Here is a 19,756-nt window from a genome sequence, read left to right on the forward strand (position 1 = left end):
GTGGACGTCAGTGGTGCGCCGGCTCCCGGTCGGGTGTCCGTGTCTCCTCGGTGACACGGGTGCCCGGGTGGCGCAGCGCGCACAGGAACCCGATGGCGAGCGCGATGGCCATCCCGTAGAACACCCACTGGTTGGCCTCGGCGAAGTCCATCCGGATCGCGTCCATCGAGTCCTGTACCACCGAACCGACCGGGCCGTCCCCGCTCGGCGCCTGGCTGTCCGGGTTGCCGGTGACCGACTCGGCGATGTCGCGGGCCGCGTCCTGCGCCGCGGTGTCCGGGACTCCCTTGGAGGTCAGGGTCTCGACGACCTTGTCGGTGGTGACATGCGTCAGGATCGTGCCGTACACCGCGAGCCCCACGGCCGCCGCGAAGTTGCGCACGGTCTGGGTGATGCCGGTGACCTCGCCGTAGGAGGCGTTGAGGGCGCGGTTCACCGCGTCGGTCGAGGCGGGCGCGAGCAGGAAGCCGATACCGGCGCCGGCGAGGGCGACGTAGGGCCACTGGTCGTGCATCGAGAGGTCCGTGAGCTTGTTCGCCCACAGGGCGAAGCCGACCGCGCCGAGGGCCGTGCCCAGTTTCAGCGCGGGCCGGGCGCCGCGTTTGTCGAGGATCCTGCCGCCCCACTGGGAGGCGATGGCGAAGCCGATGAAGAAGTACAGCAGGAACAGCGCGGCCTGGTTGGGCGAGGCGCTGAGCGAGACCTGCGCGTAGACCGAGGCGAAGAAGAACAGGGGGACGAACGCGAGCATCGCGAAGAACAGGACGGCCGCGTCGACGCTGAACGCCTTGTCGCGGAAGACATGGAGCTTGATCAGCGGTTCGTCGACGCGGAGTTCGTAGGCGCAGAACAGCACGAGGACCGCGAGCCCGCCGACGATGCAGGCCCAGGTGGCGACGCTGCTCCAGCCCCAGGCGGAGGCCTGCTGAAGGCCGAGCACGCTCAGGCCCATGCCGAGGGCGACGAGTGCGGCGCCGGGCAGGTCGAGGCGTTCACGGCGGGCCTGGTGCGGGATGTGGGCGAGGGCGGTCAGGACGAGCGCGATGATCGCGACGGGCACGTTGACCCAGAAGATCGCCCGCCAGGTCCAGCTGGTGAGCCAGCCACCGAGCAGCGGGCCGAGCGCGGTGAGGGCGCCGGTCAGCCCGAAGAACAGGGCGAGGGCCCGGCCGCGCTTGTCGACGGGGAAGACGGCGACGACGACGGCGAGCGCGGCGGGGAACATCAGCGCGGCGCCCAGGCCCTGGGTGGCGCGGAAGATGATCAGCCAGGTCTGGGCGAAGCCGTTGTCGGGGACACAGCCGCAGAGCACGGAGGAGATGACGAAGGTCAGGGTGCCGATCACCATCATCCGGCGGTGCCCGAGGATGTCGGCGAGCCGCCCGCCGAGCGCGAAGAACGCGGCCAGCGCGAGGAGATAGGCGTTGACCACCCACTGGATCCCCGAGGAGGAGAGGTCGAGTTCGTCGACGATGCTGGGGGCGGCGATGGCGACGATCGTCTGGTCGATGAAGGTCATCGACACGGCGAACATCATCGCCGCGAGAGCCAGGGTCTGATGGGGCGCGGCGGCTGCGGCCGGTCCGGGCCCGGAATGTTCCGTTGTATCGGCCATGGGTGGAATTTTCCCTTGATCTGCTGCCGCGCGCACGCGCTCGTCGACGGCGGACGGTAAGGGCCCGAGACTCCGGGTCATCACCCGAACGGTCGTCCGAAGATCGCGCCGCCACCGGGGTCGGAGGCCCGACACGGGGTACTCGACGGGCACCGGCCCCGGATCCGGTTGGACACTGGAGTGCGGCCGGGGTGTGCCGGCGGACGAGACTCAGGACGCGACTGCCATGAACAGCGACAGCAATCACCGGGGCGCGGAGCACGCGCGTCAGCAGGACGGGGAGAACGGCATCTCCAGCCACTCCGTCTTCGGCGCGCCCTGCTGGGTGAGCCTCACCAGCCGGGATCTGCCGGCCACGGAGACCTTCTACTCCGCCGTGCTGGGCTGGCGCTGGCGTACGGCGAAGCTCGGGGACCACTTCCGGATCGCGCTGGCGGACGGGGTGCCGGTCGCCGGGATCGCCGGGGTGGCGTCGCTGTGGCAGATGGCGGTCGCCTGGACCCCGTACTTCGCCGTGTCCGACGCGGACGCGGCGGCCTCCCGGGCCCGGGAGCGCGGCGGCACGGTCGCGGTCGGGCCGCTGTCCTTCCCGCCCGGCCGGGCGGCCCTGCTGGCGGACCGGCACGGGGCGTCCTTCGGGATCTGGGAGGGCGCGCTGTTCACCGACTGGGAGACCTGGCGCAAGGCCGCCCCCGCCTTCATCCGGCTGCACACCCGGGACGCCTTCGACGCGGCCATCTTCTACGGCGAGGTCCTGGAGTGGGCCACCGAGAAGCCGGGCTGCTGCGAGGTCCACTACGAGGGCGACGAGGTCGTACTGCGCAGCGAGGGCCAGGCGGTGGCCCGGATCAGTTCCGGCGCGCTGGAGGCGGCACCCGATCCCACGATCCGGCCGCACTGGCAGGTCCACTTCTCCGTCTCCGATGTGACGGCCTGTGTCGAGTCGGCCCAGCATCACGGCGGCACGGTCCTCTCCCACCGGCCGCACGAGGCGGTGCTCCGCGATCCGGACGGCGCCCAGTTCACGATCACCTCGCGCGGCGAACGCTGACCGCCGTCCGGCCGGCGCCGGTGGCGGTCACCCGCCCCGGGAGGGACGCGACAGCAGCACCAGCGACCGGGCCTCGACGGTGATCTCCGCGCCCGCCTTGTGCTCGGACTCGTCCGGGACGCCGTCCGGCTCCGCGGCCGTGTCGACGAGGCTCGCCCACCACTCGCCGTAGACGGCGCCGGGCAGCCGGAAGGTCCGCGGCTCCCAGTGGCTGTTCAGCAGGATCAGGAAGGAGTCGTCGACGACGGGCCCGCCGTGGGCGTCGCGTTCGGCGATGGCGTCGCCGTTGAGGAAGACGGCCACGGCATGGGCGTCGGGGCGGTCCCAGTCGGCGTCGGTCATCTCCCGGGCGTCCGGCCGCAGCCACACCAGGTCGGCGAGCGGCTGGTCCGCGCGGGTCGGGGTGTCGCCCCGGAAGAAGCGGCGGCGGCGCAGCACGGGATGGGCGGCGCGCAGGGCGATGAGGTCGCGGGTGAACGCGAGGAGCGCGCGCTGTTCGGCGTCGAGCCGCCAGTCGAGCCACGAGACCTCGTTGTCCTGGCAGTAGGCGTTGTTGTTGCCGCGCTGGGTGCGGCCCGACTCGTCGCCGTGGCTCAGCATGGGAATGCCCTGCGACAGCAGCAGGGTGGTCAGCAGGTTGCGCTGCTGGCGGGCGCGCAGCGCGAGGACGGGCGGGTCCTCGGTGGGGCCTTCGACCCCGCAGTTCCAGGAGCGGTTGACGCTCTCGCCGTCCCGGTCGCCCTCGTTGTGCTTGTCGTTGTACGACACCAGGTCGCGCAGGGTGAATCCGTCGTGCGCGGTGACGAAGTTGACGCTGGCGCGCGGCCGGCGCCTGCTGTGTTCGTACAGGTCGGCGGAGCCGGTCAGCCGGGAGGCGAACTCGCCGAGTGTGTGCGGGCGCCCGCGCCAGAAGTCCCGTACACCGTCCCGGTACCTGCCGTTCCACTCCGACCACAGCGGCGGGAAGTTGCCGACCTGGTAGCCGCCCTCGCCCACGTCCCAGGGTTCGGCGATGAGCTTGACGCGGCTGATCACCGGGTCCTGCTGGATCAGGTCGAAGAATGCCGAGAGCCGGTCCACCTCGTGGAACTGCCGTGCCAGTGTGGCCGCCAGGTCGAAACGGAACCCGTCGACATGCATCTCGGTCACCCAGTACCGCAGTGAGTCCATGATCAGCTGGAGGACGTAGGGGTGCCGCATCAGCAGGCTGTTGCCGGTGCCGGTGGTGTCGTAGTAGTGCGCCCAGTCGCCGTCCACCAGGCGGTAGTACGAGGAGTTGTCGATACCCCGGAAGGAGAGGGTGGGGCCGCGCTCGTCGCCCTCGGCGGTGTGGTTGTAGACCACGTCGAGGATGACTTCGAGCCCGGCCTCGTGCAGCGCCCTCACCATCGACTTGAACTCGGTGACCTGCTGGCCGCGGGTGCCGTGGGCGGCGTAGGCGTTGTGCGGGGCGAAGAAGCCGATGGTGTTGTAGCCCCAGTGGTTGGTGAGGCCCCGGTCCAGCAGGACACCGTCCTGGACGAACTGGTGGACCGGCATCAGTTCGATCGCGGTCACACCCAGCGAGGTGAGGTGTTCGACGACGGCCGGGTGCGCCAACCCGGCGTAGGTGCCGCGGAGTTCGGGGGGCACGTCGGGGTGGAGGCGGGTGAGGCCGCGGACGTGTGCCTCGTAGACAACGGTGTCGGCGTACGGCCGCCGGGGCGGGCGGTCGTCGTCCCAGTCGAAGTACGGGTCGGTGACCACGCCGAGCATGGTGTGCCCGGCGCTGTCGGCGCCCGGTTCCCGGAGGGAGGGATGGTTGTCCGTCTGCCCGTCCACGGCCCTGGTGTACGGGTCGAGCAGCAGTTTCGCCGGGTCGCAGCGGTGGCCGGCGGTCGGGTCCCAGGGCCCGTGCACGCGGTAGCCGTAGCGCTGCCCGGGGCCGACGCCGGGGAGCCGGCCGTGCCAGACGAAGCCGTCTGCCTCGGTGAGCGGGACGGTGCGATGGGTGCCGTCGTCGTCCACGAGGACCAGGTCGACGCGTTCGGCGACCTCGCTGAACAGGGCGAAGTTGGTGCCGATGCCGTCGTAGGACGCGCCCAGCGGAGAGGGGTGCCCGCTCCACACGGGCACCCCTTTCCGGTTCGGCCGCACGCTCACCGCGCGCCCCCGCACAGGTCCGGCAGCTCGCCGGCGAGCGCGGCGACGGGTGCCTCGCGGGGCACCTGGAGCATCGCGCGCAGCGCCGGTTCGGGGGCCGTCGGCACCAGGGGCACACCCTGGTCGACCGGTGCCCGCTGGGTGAACCAGACGACCGTGCCGCCGCCGGCCGGGGAACAGCAGCCCCAGCCGTCGCTGAGCGCGGCGATACGGGTCAGGCAGGGGCGCAGCTCCCGGTCCGGGCGCAGCGCGCGGTCGTTCTCGCCCACCGCCGCGATGAGGTGCTGGCCGTTCCACCACATCTCGACCGAGGTGTGTTTGTCGGTGGCGTGTTCCTCGATCGCGCCCAGGAGCAGTTCGGCACTGTGACAGACGGGGCCGACCAGGGTTTCCAGGTCCCAGAACCGGAGGTGGGCGGCCAGGATGCGGCTGACCTGTCCGACCCGTTCCGGACTGACGTCCACGTCGAGGTGGTAGTAGCGAGGCACTGCGGGCTTCATCGTCGTTGGCTCCTCACCGGCGAAGCGTCCGCCCCATGGACACGGGGCGTGAGCACCGATCACTTCTGAGTCAGCTCCAGAGTGGGAGGGCTACGCCATTCGTGCAACACGAGCGACTCCCGGGGTGGTTGAAGAACCAACAAGACGCCCGGTGATTCCCTGTGCACCATGAGTGAAGGCATCGGCTCCGTGAGGCGCCGGTGCCCCTCCGTGCACGACCTCCCCCCGGGAAGCGTGCTCCGCCGAGAGTGCCGGGAGGGACGAGCACATGCTGCTGCCCGCCAAGAACGAGGTGGCCAGACATCTGCGGCGCTACCGCACCTGGGAACGCGTGATGCTCGCGTCCCCGACCGACCGCGCGGCCCGGGACAGCTTCGAGGACTCGGGCTACACGCTGTGCGTGCTGATGGGCAAGCGCTGCGCCCGTGAGGCCGTGACGGCGGCCGAGCGCTATCTCCAGACGAGTCTGCCCGCCTACCTCCAGGAGCAGACCGGGCGCCTCAGGCAGGACCAGAACGGCAAGGTCCGCAAGGAGCAGACCCGCAAGACCCGTTCCGCCGGACGGGAGACGTCCTCCGGACGGCGTTTCACGGCAGGGCGGTAGGACCCGATTTCGCGGCAGGACCCGTTTTCCTTCACTACCCGTTCGGCCCAGTGCCGATCCCCGAGCACGGCGGAGGTGAGACCCCATGAGCCCGATCCCGGCCCCGGCCGTCGGCCGCGTCCCCGTCAGGGACGTCCGTCCGCTCGTCGAGTGCGGCAGGCGTCCCGCGAAGGCGGTGGTCGGCGAGACCTTCGAGGTCACCGCGACGCTCTTCCGCGAGGGACACGGTGTGGTGGCCGCCAATGTCGTGCTCAAGGACCCGGAGGGCCGCCCGGCGCCGTGGACCCCGATGCGTGAGCTGGTCCCCGGCACCGACCGCTGGGGCGCCTGGGTCACTCCCACCTCCGTGGGCCGCTGGACATATCGCGTCGAGGCGTGGGGCGACCCGGTCGCCACCTGGCGGCACACCGCCCGGATCAAGGTCCCGGCGGGCATCGACTCCGGACTCGTCCTGGAGGAGGGCGCCGAGCTGTTCACGCGCGCCGCCGCCGGCGTACCGGAGGGGGGCGGGCACACCGTCCTGCTGACGGCGGCCGGACGGCTCCGCGACGACTCGCTGCCGGTCGCCGACCGGCTGGCGGCGGCGTTGGCGCCGGAGGTGGACGAGGTCCTCGCCCGCCACCCCCTGCGCGAACTGGTCACCTCCAGCGAACCCCTCCCCCTGCTGGTCGAACGCGAACGCGCCCTCTTCGGCTCCTGGTACGAGTTCTTCCCCGCTCCGAGGGCACCCCGAGCAGCCCCACGGAACCTTCCGCACCGCCGCCCGACGCCTGCCCGCCATCGCCGCGATGGGCTTCGACGTCCTCTACCTCCCCCGATCCACCCCATCGGGACCACCTTCCGCAAAGGCCGCAACAACACCCTCTCCCCCACCCCCGACGACGTCGGCGTCCCCTGGGCCATCGGCTCCCCGAAGGCGGCCACGACACCGTCCACCCGGATCTGGGCACGATCGACGACTTCGACTTCTTCGTGGCCGAGGCCCGCGCGCTGGGCCTGGAAGTCGCCCTGGACTTCGCCCTGCAGTGCTCCCCCGACCACCCCTGGGTGGACAAACACCCCGAGTGGTTCCACCACCGCCCCGACGGCACCATCGCCCACGCCGAGAACCCGCCGAAGAAGTACCAGGACATCTACCCGATCGCCTTCGACGCCGACCTGCCCGGCCTCATCACCGAGACCACCCGGGTCCTGCGGCACTGGATGGACCACGGGGTCCGCATCTTCCGCGTCGACAACCCCCACACCAAACCCGTCCTGTTCTGGGAACGGGTCATCGCCGGCATCAACACCACCGACCCCGACGTCATCTTCCTCGCCGAGGCCTTCACCCGCCCCGCGATGATGCACACCCTCGCCGCCACCGGCTTCCAGCAGTCCTACACCTACTTCACCTGGCGCAACACCAAAGCCGAACTCACCGAGTACGCCACCGAACTCACCGGCGAAGCCGCCAGCTACATGCGGCCCAACTTCTTCGTCAACACCCCCGACATCCTCCACGCCTTCCTCCAGGAAGGCGGCCGCCCCGCCTTCGAACTCCGCGCCGTCCTCGCCGCCACCCTCTCCCCCACCTGGGGCGTCTACTCCGGCTACGAACTCTGCGAGAACACCCCCTCAAACCCGGCAGCGAGGAATACCTCGACTCCGAGAAATACCAACTCCGCCCCCGCGACTGGGACGCGGCAGCACAAGACGGACGTACCATCGCGCCCCTCATCACCGCGCTCAACGAGATCAGGCGACGCCATCCCGCACTGCACGGGCTCCGGAACCTCCGTTTCCACCGGACCGGCAACGACGCGGTGATCGCGTACAGCAAGCGGACGGGCCCGGACGCGGTCGTGGTGGTCGTCAATCTCGATCCGCACCACACCCAGGAGGCCACGGTCACGCTCGACCTGGCGGAACTCGGCCTGGGCGGGGACGAGAACGTGCCGGTACGCGACGAGTTGACGGGTGAGACCTACCGCTGGGGAAGGACGAACTACGTGCGCCTGGAACCCGGGCGGGCACCCGCGCACATCCTCCACGTCCGGCTCCCGGCCGGGAACGCGTCTCCCTCGCCTCAGGACTCGTCGCAGATCGGAGTGTCAGGTACGCCATGACCATGAACAAACCCATCCCGGACACCTTCGAGGACACTCCGCAGAAGGACCGGGACCCGGACTGGTTCAAACGCGCCGTCTTCTACGAGGTCCTGGTCCGCTCCTTCCAGGACAGCAACGGCGACGGCATCGGCGACCTCAAGGGCCTGACCGCCAAACTCGACTACCTGCAGTGGCTCGGCATCGACTGCATCTGGCTCCCGCCCTTCTTCAAATCCCCCTCCGCGACGGCGGCTACGACGTCTCCGACTACACCGCCGTCCTCCCCGAATTCGGCGACCTCGCCGACTTCGTCGAATTCGTCGACGCCGCCCACCAACGCGGCATGCGCGTCATCATCGACTTCGTCATGAACCACACCAGCGACCAGCACCCTGGTTCCAGGAATCCAGAAAAGACCCCGACGGCCCCTACGGCGAATACTACGTCTGGGCCGACGACGACAAACAGTTCCCCGGCGCCCGCATCATCTTCGTCGACACCGAAGCCTCCAACTGGACCTTCGACCCCGTCCGCAAGCAGTACTACTGGCACCGCTTCTTCTCCCACCAGCCCGACCTCAACTACGAGAACCCCGCCGTACAGGAAGAGATGATCTCCGCCCTGCGGTTCTGGCTCGACCTCGGCATCGACGGCTTCCGCCTCGACGCCGTGCCCTACCTGTACCAACAGGAAGGCACCAACTGCGAAAACCTTCCCGCAACCCACGACTTCCTCAAACGGGTACGCAAGGAGATCGACGCCCACTACCCCGACACCGTCATCCTCGCCGAAGCCAACCAATGGCCCGAGGACGTCGTCGACTACTTCGGCGACTTCGCCAGCGGCGGCGACGAATGCCACATGGCCTTCCACTTCCCCGTCATGCCCATCTTCATGGCCGTGCGCCGGGAATCCCGCTACCCCGTCTCGGAAATCCTCGCCAAGACCCCCGCCATCCCCGCAAGCTGCCAATGGGGCATCTTCCTGCGCAACCACGACGAGCTCACCCTCGAAATGGTCACCGACGAAGAACGCGACTACATGTACGCGGAATACGCCAAAGACCCCGCATGCGCGCCAACATCGGCATCCGCCGCCGCCTCGCCCCACTCCTGGACAACGACCGCAACCAGATCGAACTCTTCACCGCCCTGCTCCTCTCCCTGCCCGGCTCACCGATCCTCTACTACGGCGACGAGATCGGCATGGGCGACAACATCTGGCTCGGCGACCGCGACGCCGTCCGCACCCCCATGCAATGGACCCCCGACCGCAACGCCGGCTTCTCCTCCTGCGACCCCGGACGCCTCTCCCTCCCCACGATCATGGACCCCGTCTACGGCTACCAGGTCACCAACGTCGAAGCCTCCATGTCGTCGCCGTCGTCGCTGCTGCACTGGACCCGCCGGATGATCGAGATCCGCAAACAGAACCCGGCATTCGGCCTCGGCACATACACCGAACTGCCCTCGTCGAACCCGTCCGTACTCGCCTACCTGCGCGAACACGGGGACGACCTGGTGCTGTGCGTGAACAACTTCTCCCGTTTCGCGCAGCCCACCGAACTCGATCTGCGGGCCTACGAAGGACGCCACCCCGTCGAACTCATCGGCGGTGTCCGTTTCCCCGCCATCGGTGAACTGCCCTATCTCCTCACCCTCGCGGGCCACGGCTTCTACTGGTTCCGGCTCTCCCGAGTCCTCTCCCGCGCTGCCCGAGGGCGCTGAAGCGCGGGCGGCGAAAGGACGCGTCACCATGTCGAAGACCGCAACCGCGTTGCTCCGGCCGAGCAGCGACGGGGTCGCCGCCGATCTCATGGCCTCGCTGGCCGGGCTGTTGCGCGAGTGGCTGCCCCGGCAGCGCTGGTTCGCCGGCAAGGACCGCCCGGTCACGGACCTCGCCCTGCTGTCGATGACCGAGCTGTATCCGGGCTGTCTGCATCTGCTGGTGCACACCGGCCAGCCGAGCCACACCGCTCACGGCGGGGTGCCCGCGCCCGGTGGCACGCCCCCGGCCGGTGACTGCTATCAGCTGCTGCTCGGGGTGCGTGAGCATGTGGGGCCCCGTCTCGGGCGAGCCCTGATCGGGCAGGCGCAGGAGGGTCCGCTCGCGGGTCTGACGGTGTACGACGCGTTGTACGACCCCGGTCGGCCCAGTTGCTCCTGGAGCGGCTGCGGCACCCCGGGACTGCGGGCCCGCTGCGGTTCGAGGCGGCCCCGGACGCCCGGGTACCGGCCGGGCTGGCACCACGGCTGCTGGACGCCGAGCAGTCCAACTCCTCGCTGGTGTACGGCGACGCGTACATCCTGAAGGTGTTCCGGCGTATCCAGGCGGGGGTGAACCCCGATCTGGAGGTGCCGGGTGCGCTGGCCGGGCAGGGGTGCGGGCGGGTGCCGGCGCCGGTGGCCTGGTTCCGGACGACCGATCCGTTCCCGGCGACGCTCGGGGTGCTGCAGCCGTTCCTGCCCGACGCGTCCGACGGCTGGACGCTCGCGCTCGGCGCGCTCGCCGCCGGACAGGACTTCACGGCGCAGGCCCGTGAGCTGGGGCGGGCCACGGCGGAGGTGCACCTCGCGCTCGCCTCGGCGTTCCCGTCCGGGACCCACGACGAGAACGGGCGGACGGCGACCGCGATGACCGAGCGGTTGGACGCCGCCGCGCGCTCGGTACCGGCGCTGCGGCCGTACGTCCCCGGGCTGCGTACCGCCTTCCGTGCCCTGCTCTCCTGTGATGCCGGGCCGCCCGCGCAGCGTGTGCACGGTGATCTGCATCTGGGGCAGGTGCTGCGGGCGGGCCGGGAGTGGTTCGTGATCGACTTCGAGGGCGAGCCGTCCCGGCCGCTGGCCGAGCGGTGCGGCACCCAGTCGCCGGTGCGGGACATCGCGGGGATGCTGCGCTCCTTCGACTACGCGGCCCGGCAGCGCCGCCCTGGCGCCCGGAGTGGGCGCGCGGCTGCCGGGAGCGTACTGCGCGGGCTACGCGGCCCGCGCCGGCTGGGACCCGCGCGAGAAGCACGGTCTGCTGCGCGCCTATGAGACGGACCGGGCCGTGTACGAGGTGCTGTACGAGGCCCGGCACCGTCCCGACTGGCTTCCGTACCGATGGCGGCGATCGAGCGTCTCGCCGTGAGAGGAGACTGAGACCGTGGCCCTGCGCGACACCACTCCCCCGAGGCGGCGGGCCCGCCCCGGCGCGGGCCCCGGCTCACCGTGCCCGCCCCTCCCCTGGCTCCCGAGGAGCGTGCGCGGCTGCTCTCCGGCGCGCACCACGACCCGCACTCCTGCTCGGCGCCCATCCGGTGCCGGGCGGGATCGCGGTGCGGCCCTGCGACCGTACGCGCACGCGGTGAGTGTGGTGACCGGCGGCGAGCGCACCTATCTCGCGTCGGAGGGCGACGGTCTGTTCTCGGTGCTGCTGCCGCTCGACGACACCGTCACCGCCACCACCACAGCCACCGCCACCGCCACCGTCCCGGAGTACACGCTGCTGGTCTCGTACGAGGACTCCGACCAGGAGGTCCATGACCCGTACCGCTTCCTGCCCGCGCTCGGGGAGCTGGATCTGCATCTGATCCGTGAGGGCGGCACGAGCAGCTGTGGAAGGCGCTCGGGTCGGAGCCGATGACGCACCAGGGGTGACCGGTACCCGGTTCGCGGTGTGGGCGCCGAACGCGCGGGGGTACGGGTCGTCGGGGACTTCGCCTCCTGGAACGGGACGGCTTTCCCGATGCGGTCCCTCGGCTCGTCCGGCGTCTGGGAGCTGTTCCTGCCGGGGGTGGGCGAGGGCGCCCACTACAAGTACGAGATCGTCTCGCGCCACGGCCACCGGCTGCTCAAGGCCGACCCGATGGCCCGCCGGGCGGAGGTGCCGCCCGCGACGGCGTCCGTCGTGCACGTCTCGCACTACGCGTGGTCGGACGAGGAGTGGATGGCGCGGCGCGGGGACACTCCGGTGCACGAGGCGCCGTTCTCCGTCTACGAGGTCCATCTTCCGTCCTGGCGACCTGGCCTGACGTATCGTCAACTCGCCGATGTGCTCCCGGAGTACGTCTCCGACCTCGGCTTCACCCATGTCGAGTTGATGCCGGTCGCACAGCATCCGTTCAGCGGCTCCTGGGGCTATCAGGTCACCGGCTTCTACGCGCCGGCCGCCCGCCTCGGCACCCCCGACGACTTCAAGTACCTCGTCGACGCCCTGCACCGGGCCGGGGTCGGGGTGATCGTGGACTGGGTGCCCGCGCACTTCCCCAAGGACGACTGGGCGCTCGGGCGCTTCGACGGGGAGCCGCTGTACGAGCCCGGGGACAGCCGGCGGGCCGAGCATCCGGACTGGGGGACGTACGAGTTCGACTTCGGGCGGGTCGAGGTGCGCAACTTCCTGGTGGCGAACGCGGTGTACTGGTGCGAGGAGTACCACATCGACGGGCTGCGGGTGGATGCCGTGGCGTCGATGCTGTACCTCGACTACTCACGGGACTCCGGGCAGTGGTCGCCCAATGTGTTCGGCGGGCGGGAGGACCTGGACGCGGTCGCGTTCCTCCAGGAGATGAACGCGACCGTGTACCGGCGGGTGCCGGGGTGGTCACCATCGCGGAGGAGTCCACGGCCTGGGACGGGGTGACCCGGCCGACGGACGGCGGGGGGCTGGGGTTCGGGCTGAAGTGGAACATGGGGTGGATGCACGACTCGTTGCAGTACATGGAGCATGAGCCGGTGCACCGCAGGTACCACCACGACGAGATGACCTTCTCGATGGTGTACGCGTACAGCGAGAACTACGTCCTGCCCATCTCCCACGACGAGGTCGTGCACGGGAAGCGGGCGTTGGTGTCCAAGATGCCGGGTGACTGGTGGCAGCGGCGGGCGAACCACCGTGCGTATCTGGGGTTCATGTGGGCCCATCCCGGTAAGCAACTCCTCTTCATGGGGCAGGAGTTCGCGCAGGGTGGTGAGTGGTCGGAGCCGGACGGGCCCCACTGGTGGCTGCTCGATCCCGGGTACGGGGCCGAGGCCGACCACCGTGGGGTGCGGGATCTCGTCCGCGACCTCAACGACGTCTACCGCCGTACGCCTTCCCTCTGGCAGCGGGACACGGATCCGGCCGGGTTCCAGTGGGTGTGCGGGGACGCCGCCGAGGACAACGTGTTCGCGTTTCTGCGGTTCGACGGGGAGGGGGTGCCGTTGCTGGCCGTCTCCAACTTCAGTCCGGTGGTGCGGGAGGGGTATCGCCTGGGGTGCCGGACGGTGTCGCTGCGTGGGTGAGGTGCTGAACACGGATGCGGGGGTCTATGGGGGTGGTGGGGTGACCAACCCCGGTCCCGTCGAACGCGAGACGCTCGCCTGGCACGGGCGGGCGGGGAGTGTTCGGGTCACCTGCCGCCCCTGTCCACGATCTGGTTCCGCCCTGCCTAGGTGGGGGGTGGGTTGGGTGCGTTGTCGGGTGCGGGTCCGGTGGGGGCTGGTCGCGCAGTTCCCCGCGCCCTGAAAGCAGGGGCTGCGCCCCGTGCTTTTCAGGCCCGCAGGGGCCTGGTCTTTCAGGGGCGCGGGGAACGGCGCGAGAAGCCCCACCGGGCCCGCACCCGACAACGCGCCCCCTGCCGCCACGACCGGTCAGGATCGGAGAAGCCGCGCGGCGGCGTCGCCGCCTAGCGTGGAGCGCAGGTCGTAGGGACCGGGAACGAGTACCAGAACGAGCACGGAGGAGTACGTCATGACCGCTGGGATGCAGACCGTCATCTACCCCGTCAAGGACCTCGCCGGGGCGAAGGCCCTGTTCGCCGCGCTGCTGGAGGTCGAGCCGTACGCGGACACCCCGTACTACGTCGGTTTCAAGGACGCGGGCCAGGACGTGGGCCTGGACCCGAACGGGCACGCGAAGGGAATGACGGGCCCGGTGCCGTACTGGCATGTGACCGACATCCGGTCGAGGCTCGCGGCCCTGCTCGGCGCGGGCGCGGAGACCCTGGAGGACGTCCACGACGTGGGCGGCGGCCGGCTCATCGCCTCGGTGAAGGACACGGACGGGAACCTGATCGGGCTCATGGAGGACACCGCCGCGGAGTAGCGCGCCGCCGGTGGATGCGCCCGCAGTAGTTGCACGCACAACGATCGTCCGGCCCTCTGTTACCGTGCACATATGGCAGCGAACACGGCCGGGGTCCGGCTGGAGGACCAGTGGCGGGACATCCTGTCCGTGCACGCCCGCACGATGTGCGAGATCGACCGTGCGCTGCATCCGCACGGCCTCGGCGCCAGCGACTTCGAGGTGCTCGACATCCTCGTCTCGGGCATGGCGGCGGCCACGGCCGCCGGGGATCTGTGCCGGGTGCAGAACATCGCGGAGAAGGTCCACCTCAGCCAGAGCGCGCTGTCCCGGCTGATCGGCCGCCTGGAGAAGGACGGCCTGGTGGAGCGGTCCGTCTGCGCGGAGGACCGGCGCGGTGTGTGGGTCACCCTGACGGACAAGGGGCGTCGGCTGCACGCCGAGGTGCTGCCGCTCCAGCGTGACGTCCTGGCCCGCATGCTCCAGCAGGGCTGACCGCACCCACCCGCGCTCAAGCGTTCAGATGCCCTGTCCTCCCAGGAGGGTGCCCACATCATGGGCGTCGAGGGTGAGACCGTGCGGGGAGCCGGCGTCGATGGTGAGGGAGAGATCGGCGTCGGCGGGCCACTGGGACGCGAGGGCGCCCAGCGGGACCACGCGGTAGCGCGACACGTACGGCAGGAGTTCGGCCATCGCGGGTTCCGAGGTGAACACCGGCACGATCTGTTCGCCGCCCGGCTGCTCCAGGACGGGCAGCGCCACGGCCGTCGGATCGCTCACGGCGGCCTCGTCGGCGTCGTCCGGCACCGGAATCAGCACCTCGCTGTCGGCGAGCGTGTGCAGCGCGGCCGTGTCATGGGTGTCGAAGGCGAGCACGGTCAGTGCGCGCTGGGCCGGTGAGACGGCCTGGGGCGCGTGGTGGCCGTTGGAGTGACCGTTCGAGGATATGTCCATGGAAGATCCCAGGTAGTGATGGAAAAGGCCGCCCGGGACGGCGTCCGTCCCGGGCGCGACGCCCCTCGCGTACCCGACAGGGACGCGGGCATTCCTCTTCGTCACCTCAGGTACGGCCAGTCACCGCGGGTACGGGCCGTCACTTCAGGTAGGGGCCGTCGGTGCCGATCCTGCCGGGGCCGTCGAGGACGTACACCCGCAGGTTGCCCTTGCCGGGGGCGCCGACCGCCAGGGTGCCGTTGGAGACGGTCCTCACGTCGCCGGTGACGGCGTCCCGGTAGGTGCCGTTCGGGACGCCGGTGAAGGTGGCGGCGCCGGTGACGGTGACCAGGGCGAAGCTGTCGGTCGATCCGCTGGTGTACCGGCGTTTGAAGGCCATCTGTCCGCTGATGCCCTCGGTGGAGTACTGGCCCGTCTGCAGCGCGGGGATCGCCCGCCGGATCTGGTTGAGCCGTTGCAGGTGCTTGACCAGCGGCTGGGCCAGGGTGGTGGCGACCTGGCCGCTCGCCGAGTCGGCCTTGCCGAACTCGGAGGCCGTGACCGATCCGGCGAGATGGTCGCCGTAGTAGGCCCTTCCTGTGCCGGCCAGCGCGCAGGTCGGCCCGCAGTCGATCTTCTGGCCCTTCTGGAACTCGATCTCGGAGCCGTAGTAGAGGGTCGGGATGCCGCGGAAGGTCCACATCAGGGACATGTTCTCGGCCCAGGCGTCGGTGCCCCCGCTGTAGCGGTTGCTCGACTTGTTGGGACCGTAGTCGTGGCTGTCGACGTAGACGACGTTGTACGTGGCGTCGTTGACGCTGTCGTCGGAGTCCTTGCCGTTGCCGAAGGCGTTCTGCGCGTCGCCGAAGTTCATGTGCATGCGCATGTCGATGATGTTCATGCCGGAGAACCGGCTGTGATCGGGCGTGTGGTAGCTGTTGCCGTTCAGGAAGGCGTTGGTGGAGGTCGGCTGGTTGCCCGTGCCGAGGTTGTTCTCGTGGTCGAACTGTTCGAGGGCCGCCTTCTCGTCGTCGGCGCTGTACTCCTTGCGTTCCTTCCAGGTGTAGAACTGCGCGGAGTGGTTGACCGAGCCACGGTTCCACTTGTCGTTGACGAAGGCCGCGACCTCGCCGAAGACGAAGAAGTTCTTCGCCGCCTCCGCGCCGAACTTCTGGGTGACGCGTTCCTGGATGGCGGGCAGGAAGCGGCGGTTCCAGGTGACGCGCGGGATGTGGACGGCCGTGTCGACCCGGAAACCGTCGACGCCCATGTCGATGTACTTGTTGTACGCGGCGATCAGATAGTTCTGCACGGTGGTGTTCTCGGTGTTGAAGTCCGCGAGGTCCTCGTGCAGCCAGCAGGAACGGGCGTCCTCGCCCTCCCAGTTCCCGATCCAGCACCGGTGGTAGTACGCCTTGGGGAACATGCCCGACGTGGGGCTCGGCCACTGGCAGTTGTAGAGGGTGTAGCCCTCGGCGCTCTTGCCGCCCGTGGGCTTGCCCCAGTTGACGCAGGTGTTGCCGGTCGGCTCGGCCGTGGACCACAGGTCGCCGTTGTAGTACGACTTCCCGGACTTGGGCTCGACGGTGAGGCCGTCGTACTCGAAGCCCTCGGCGCGCTCGTCGTAGTACCAGCTCCACTGGGAGTCGCGGACGCCGTACACGGTGGGGGTGAACAGGCCCTTGGCGCCCCAGCGGGAGCTGTGGTTGTAGACGACGTCCTGGTAGATCTTCATGCCCTTGGCGTGGGCCGCGTCGATCAGGTCCTGGTAGCTCGCGCCGGCCGATTCCAGGCGCGGGTCCACCTTGTAGAAGTCGTAGCCGTGATAGCCGTGGTAGTCGTAGTCGGAACGGTTCAGGACCACCGGGGTGATCCACACGGCCGAGAAGCCGAGGGCCTTGATGTAGTCGAGCCGTTCGACCAGGCCCTTGAAGTCGCCCCGGAACATGGGATCGCCGTTCGCCGCGTTGCCGGATTCGGTGTGCTGGCTGCCGCCCCGGTTGTTGCCCGGGTCGCCGTCGAAGAAGCGGGCGGTGAGGACGAAGTAGACGGGGTCCTTGCGGGGGTCGGTGCCGAGCGGGGTGCCGGTGGTGGGTTCGGGGGCCTTCGCCCCGGTGGTCGCCGTGGCCGCGGCGGAGGCGGGCGAGGTGTTGCCGGCGGCGTCCACCGCCTTCACCGTGTACGTGTAGGTGGTCCGCTCCTCCAGTCCCGTGTCGGAGAGGACCGTCGAGCCGGTGTCGGTGACGGTCGTGCCCTTGGTGCCGCCGGTGCGGGTGACCTGGTACCTGGTGACGCCCTTGTCGTCGGTGGCGGCATCCCAGCCGAGCACGATCGAGGTGTGGGTGGCCGTGGCGGTGACCTTGGTGGGCGCGGTCGGCGCCTGGGTGTCGGGCGCCTGCGCCGCGCAGGGGTCGGTGGCGTCCCGGGTGACCGTGCGGTCCTTCACCGTGGTGGTGCCGGTCGGGATCGTGTAGTCGGCGCTGTTGTTGTTGTCCCAGACGCCGTTGCCGTTGTTGAAGGCGGCCTTGAGGGAGGTGGCGGTGCCGAGGTCGAGGGTCCTCTTCCACCAGCCGGTGCAGGCGGATTCCATGCCTACGCCGGGTGCGGTCGTCCAGGAGCCGCCGGCGGGCTGGTAGTGGATGTTGGCGGTGGTCCAGCCGGTCGCGGCGGTCGAGTAGTAGACGGTGGCCTTGTTGCCCTCGACGGGACCGGTGCCGGCGCAGGGGTCGCTGTGGGCGATGACGCCGTCCTTGACGGTGATGTTCCCCGTGCCGAGCGCGTAGTTCGCGCCGCCGTTGTTGTCCCAGGTGCCGGAGCCGTTGTTGAAGGTGGCCTTCAGACCGGTGGCCGTGCCGAGGTCGACGGTCCTCTTCACCCAGTCCGTGCAGGCGGCCTCCATCGCCGTGCCCGGGACCGTGGTCCAGGAGCCGCCGTCCGGGGCGTAGTGGAGGTAGGTGGAGGCCCAGTTCCTGGTCTTCGTGTAGTAGAAGACGGTCGCCGTGTTCGCCTCGGCGGCGACCGGCCCCACGGGGGCGGAGGGTGCCGCCGGGACCGTGGCGAGCGCTCCGAGCAGGCCGGTCGCCACCACGAAGGACGCGAACGGGCGCCGTCGTGGTCGCCAGGGGGATGCGGATCTCATGGTTCGCCTCATGTGCCGTCTCCAATGCGGGCCGGGAGGTGGGGAGTCGCACTGCACGAGGTGCACTGCAAGAGGAACCGGCAAATTCCTGAAAGCCCTTGCAGCGCGGAAGCTACAGGGACATGACAGCCACGTAAAGAGATCGCGCGGCGGACGGTTCACCCTCGCCGGAGTACCCCTGGTGAAAACGGACCAGCAGTGGTGACCCGCGCCCACGCGTCCGGCGGGGCCCTGCGCCTAGCGTGGCCGTATGACCATGCAACCCTGGTTTCCCGCCGCCAAGCTGGGCATCTTCATCCACTACGGCATCTACGCCGTGGACGGAGTGCCGGAGTCCTGGTCCTTCTACTGGGGCGAGGTGACGCACGAGCAGTACATGAAACAACTCGACGGTTTCACCGCGTCCGCGTACGACCCCGCGGCCTGGGCCGGGTTGTTCGCCCGCGTCGGCGCGAAGTACGCGGTGCTCACCGCCCGCCACCACGACGGCGTCGCCCTGTGGGACACCGCCCACGGCGAGCTGAGCGTCGCCCGGCGCACCCCGGCGGGCCGGGACCTGATCGCCGGGTACGTCGACGCGCTGCGCGAACAGGGCCTCAAGGTCGGCCTCTACTACTCGCACTCCGACTGGAACCACCCCGACTACGCGAGTGTCCGCCACCCCGAGATCGACCGGTGGACGGACACCCACCCGGGCGGCAACGACGCCAACCGCTACTCCCATGCCGCGCCCGGCGAGGAGGACCCGGCGGCCTGGGACCGCTACCTCGCCTACCGGGACGGCCAGGTGAGCGAGCTGGTCGAGCGGTACCGCCCCGATCTGCTGTGGTTCGACGGCGAGTGGGAGCGCACCGAACAGCAGTGGCGGATCCAGGAGTTGGCGGACCTGATCCTCGCGGAGAACCCGGACACCGTCCTGAACGCCCGGATGCTCGGCCGCGGCGACTACGCCACCCCGGAGCAGGGAGTACCGCTCGAAGCGCCCTCCGGGCCATGGGAGTTGTGCCTGACCATCAACGACTCGTGGGGCTTCCAGCACCAGGACGACAACCACAAGTCGGTGCGGCAGCTGGTGCGTTACTTCGCCGAGACGATCGGCATGGGCGGCAATCTCCTGCTGGACGTCGGGCCGAAGGCGGACGGGACGATCCCCGCCGAGCAGGTGGAGCGGCTGGAGGGTCTCGGGGCGTGGATCGGACGGCACTCCGACGCCGTGTACGGGACGGTCGCCGGGCTCCCCGCCGGGCACCACTACGGCCCGAGCACCCTCTCCGCCGACCGGCGCACCCTGTATCTGACCTGCTTCGACGTCCCCCGCGAGTCCGTGGCGGTACGGGGACTGCGCAACCCCGTCAAGAAGGTCACGGTCCTCGGCACCGGCACCGAGCTGGGGCACCGGGTGATCGGCGGCCTGGACGCCGTACCCGGGGTGACGTGGATCGACGCCCCCGACGAGGCCGACCTCGACCCGTACGCGACCGTGCTCGCCCTGGAGCTGGACGGGGAGCTGGACCTCTACCGGGGGTCGGGCCGCGAGTGACGGGGTCCCGTCGGCGGGGCCCAGGGGCGCGGGAGTCCGACGTCGGCGGTGCGCGGGTGCGCTGGTCAGGGGCGCCCGCTCGGCGCCTGGGCGGGTGCGG

At 70.1% G+C, this 19,756-nt stretch carries 10 protein-coding genes and 4 pseudogenes; 9 read left to right on the forward strand and 5 right to left on the reverse strand.

What is annotated here, in order from left to right; genetic code table 11:
• Window positions 1–7 precede the first annotated feature (7 nt).
• A complete protein-coding gene (locus J8M51_RS08335; RefSeq protein WP_086757595.1) occupies window positions 8–1,615 on the reverse strand; it encodes an MFS transporter in 1,608 nt (535 codons plus the stop codon).
• A gap of 226 nt (window positions 1,616–1,841) precedes the next feature.
• On the opposite strand from J8M51_RS08335, the gene J8M51_RS08340 reads away from it, so the two are divergent.
• Window positions 1,842–2,666, forward strand: coding sequence for a VOC family protein (locus J8M51_RS08340; RefSeq protein WP_086757593.1), 825 nt, complete (start codon window positions 1,842–1,844; stop codon window positions 2,664–2,666).
• A gap of 27 nt (window positions 2,667–2,693) precedes the next feature.
• On the opposite strand, the gene glgX is transcribed toward J8M51_RS08340, so the two are convergent.
• On the reverse strand, window positions 2,694–4,781 hold the full coding sequence (glgX, locus tag J8M51_RS08345) for a glycogen debranching protein GlgX (RefSeq protein ID WP_256965201.1): 2,088 nt from the start codon (window positions 4,779–4,781) through the stop codon (window positions 2,694–2,696).
• A 23-nt stretch (window positions 4,782–4,804) separates the two neighbouring features.
• Window positions 4,805–5,308 (reverse strand): pep a2, encoded by a 504-nt coding sequence (locus tag J8M51_RS08350; RefSeq protein ID WP_086757591.1) that lies wholly within the window; start codon window positions 5,306–5,308, stop codon window positions 4,805–4,807.
• Between the two features lie 268 nt (window positions 5,309–5,576).
• On the opposite strand from J8M51_RS08350, the gene J8M51_RS08355 reads away from it, so the two are divergent.
• The 7 genes and pseudogenes from J8M51_RS08355 (at window position 5,577) to J8M51_RS08385 (ending at window position 14,539) form a co-directional block, all read left to right on the forward strand.
• Window positions 5,577–5,912 carry a DUF5133 domain-containing protein gene (locus tag J8M51_RS08355; RefSeq protein WP_086757589.1) on the forward strand — a complete coding sequence of 112 codons (336 nt, stop codon included), beginning with the start codon at window positions 5,577–5,579 and terminating at the stop codon, window positions 5,910–5,912.
• A gap of 85 nt (window positions 5,913–5,997) precedes the next feature.
• Window positions 5,998–8,020: pseudogene (locus J8M51_RS08360) on the forward strand (alpha-1,4-glucan--maltose-1-phosphate maltosyltransferase).
• Window positions 8,017–9,729, forward strand: a pseudogene (treS, locus tag J8M51_RS08365) (maltose alpha-D-glucosyltransferase). The pseudogenes J8M51_RS08360 and treS overlap by 4 nt, the downstream one beginning before the upstream one ends.
• Before the next feature lie 28 nt (window positions 9,730–9,757).
• Window positions 9,758–11,142 (forward strand): annotated as a pseudogene (locus J8M51_RS08370) (maltokinase N-terminal cap-like domain-containing protein).
• Between the two features lie 4 nt (window positions 11,143–11,146).
• Window positions 11,147–13,413: pseudogene (glgB, locus tag J8M51_RS08375) on the forward strand (1,4-alpha-glucan branching enzyme).
• Window positions 13,414–13,711: 298 nt separating this feature from the next.
• The gene (locus J8M51_RS08380) at window positions 13,712–14,065 is read left to right on the forward strand and encodes a VOC family protein (protein WP_086758838.1); all 354 of its coding nucleotides are present in this window, start codon (window positions 13,712–13,714) and stop codon (window positions 14,063–14,065) included.
• A gap of 72 nt (window positions 14,066–14,137) precedes the next feature.
• Window positions 14,138–14,539, forward strand: a complete 402-nt coding sequence (locus tag J8M51_RS08385; protein ID WP_086758840.1) for a MarR family winged helix-turn-helix transcriptional regulator — start codon at window positions 14,138–14,140, stop codon at window positions 14,537–14,539.
• A gap of 24 nt (window positions 14,540–14,563) precedes the next feature.
• On the opposite strand, the gene J8M51_RS08390 is transcribed toward J8M51_RS08385, so the two are convergent.
• Together J8M51_RS08390 and J8M51_RS08395 are read right to left on the reverse strand one after the other, a co-directional pair.
• Window positions 14,564–14,998 carry an SseB family protein gene (locus J8M51_RS08390; protein WP_086758842.1) on the reverse strand — a complete coding sequence of 145 codons (435 nt, stop codon included), beginning with the start codon at window positions 14,996–14,998 and terminating at the stop codon, window positions 14,564–14,566.
• Between the two features lie 139 nt (window positions 14,999–15,137).
• A complete protein-coding gene (locus J8M51_RS08395; RefSeq protein ID WP_086758844.1) occupies window positions 15,138–18,116 on the reverse strand; it encodes a carbohydrate binding domain-containing protein in 2,979 nt (992 codons plus the stop codon).
• A gap of 250 nt (window positions 18,117–18,366) precedes the next feature.
• On the opposite strand from J8M51_RS08395, the gene J8M51_RS08400 reads away from it, so the two are divergent.
• Window positions 18,367–19,656 carry an alpha-L-fucosidase gene (locus J8M51_RS08400; protein ID WP_086758846.1) on the forward strand — a complete coding sequence of 430 codons (1,290 nt, stop codon included), beginning with the start codon at window positions 18,367–18,369 and terminating at the stop codon, window positions 19,654–19,656.
• Window positions 19,657–19,756 lie beyond the last annotated feature (100 nt).

This window comes from Streptomyces griseiscabiei, assembly GCF_020010925.1.
Lineage (GTDB): Bacteria > Actinomycetota > Actinomycetes > Streptomycetales > Streptomycetaceae > Streptomyces > Streptomyces griseiscabiei.

Excerpts from the sequence above, each read along its gene's own strand:
- J8M51_RS08335 (WP_086757595.1), bottom strand. The coding sequence starts at position 1,615 with ATGGCCGATACAACGGAACATTCCGGGCCCGGACCGGCCGCAGCCGCC.
- J8M51_RS08340 (WP_086757593.1), top strand. The coding sequence starts at position 1,842 with ATGAACAGCGACAGCAATCACCGGGGCGCGGAGCACGCGCGTCAGCAG.
- J8M51_RS08350 (WP_086757591.1), bottom strand. The coding sequence starts at position 5,308 with ATGAAGCCCGCAGTGCCTCGCTACTACCACCTCGACGTGGACGTCAGT.
- J8M51_RS08355 (WP_086757589.1), top strand. The coding sequence starts at position 5,577 with ATGCTGCTGCCCGCCAAGAACGAGGTGGCCAGACATCTGCGGCGCTAC.
- J8M51_RS08380 (WP_086758838.1), top strand. The coding sequence starts at position 13,712 with ATGACCGCTGGGATGCAGACCGTCATCTACCCCGTCAAGGACCTCGCC.
- J8M51_RS08385 (WP_086758840.1), top strand. The coding sequence starts at position 14,138 with ATGGCAGCGAACACGGCCGGGGTCCGGCTGGAGGACCAGTGGCGGGAC.
- J8M51_RS08390 (WP_086758842.1), bottom strand. The coding sequence starts at position 14,998 with ATGGACATATCCTCGAACGGTCACTCCAACGGCCACCACGCGCCCCAG.
- J8M51_RS08395 (WP_086758844.1), bottom strand. The coding sequence starts at position 18,116 with ATGAGATCCGCATCCCCCTGGCGACCACGACGGCGCCCGTTCGCGTCC.
- J8M51_RS08400 (WP_086758846.1), top strand. The coding sequence starts at position 18,367 with ATGACCATGCAACCCTGGTTTCCCGCCGCCAAGCTGGGCATCTTCATC.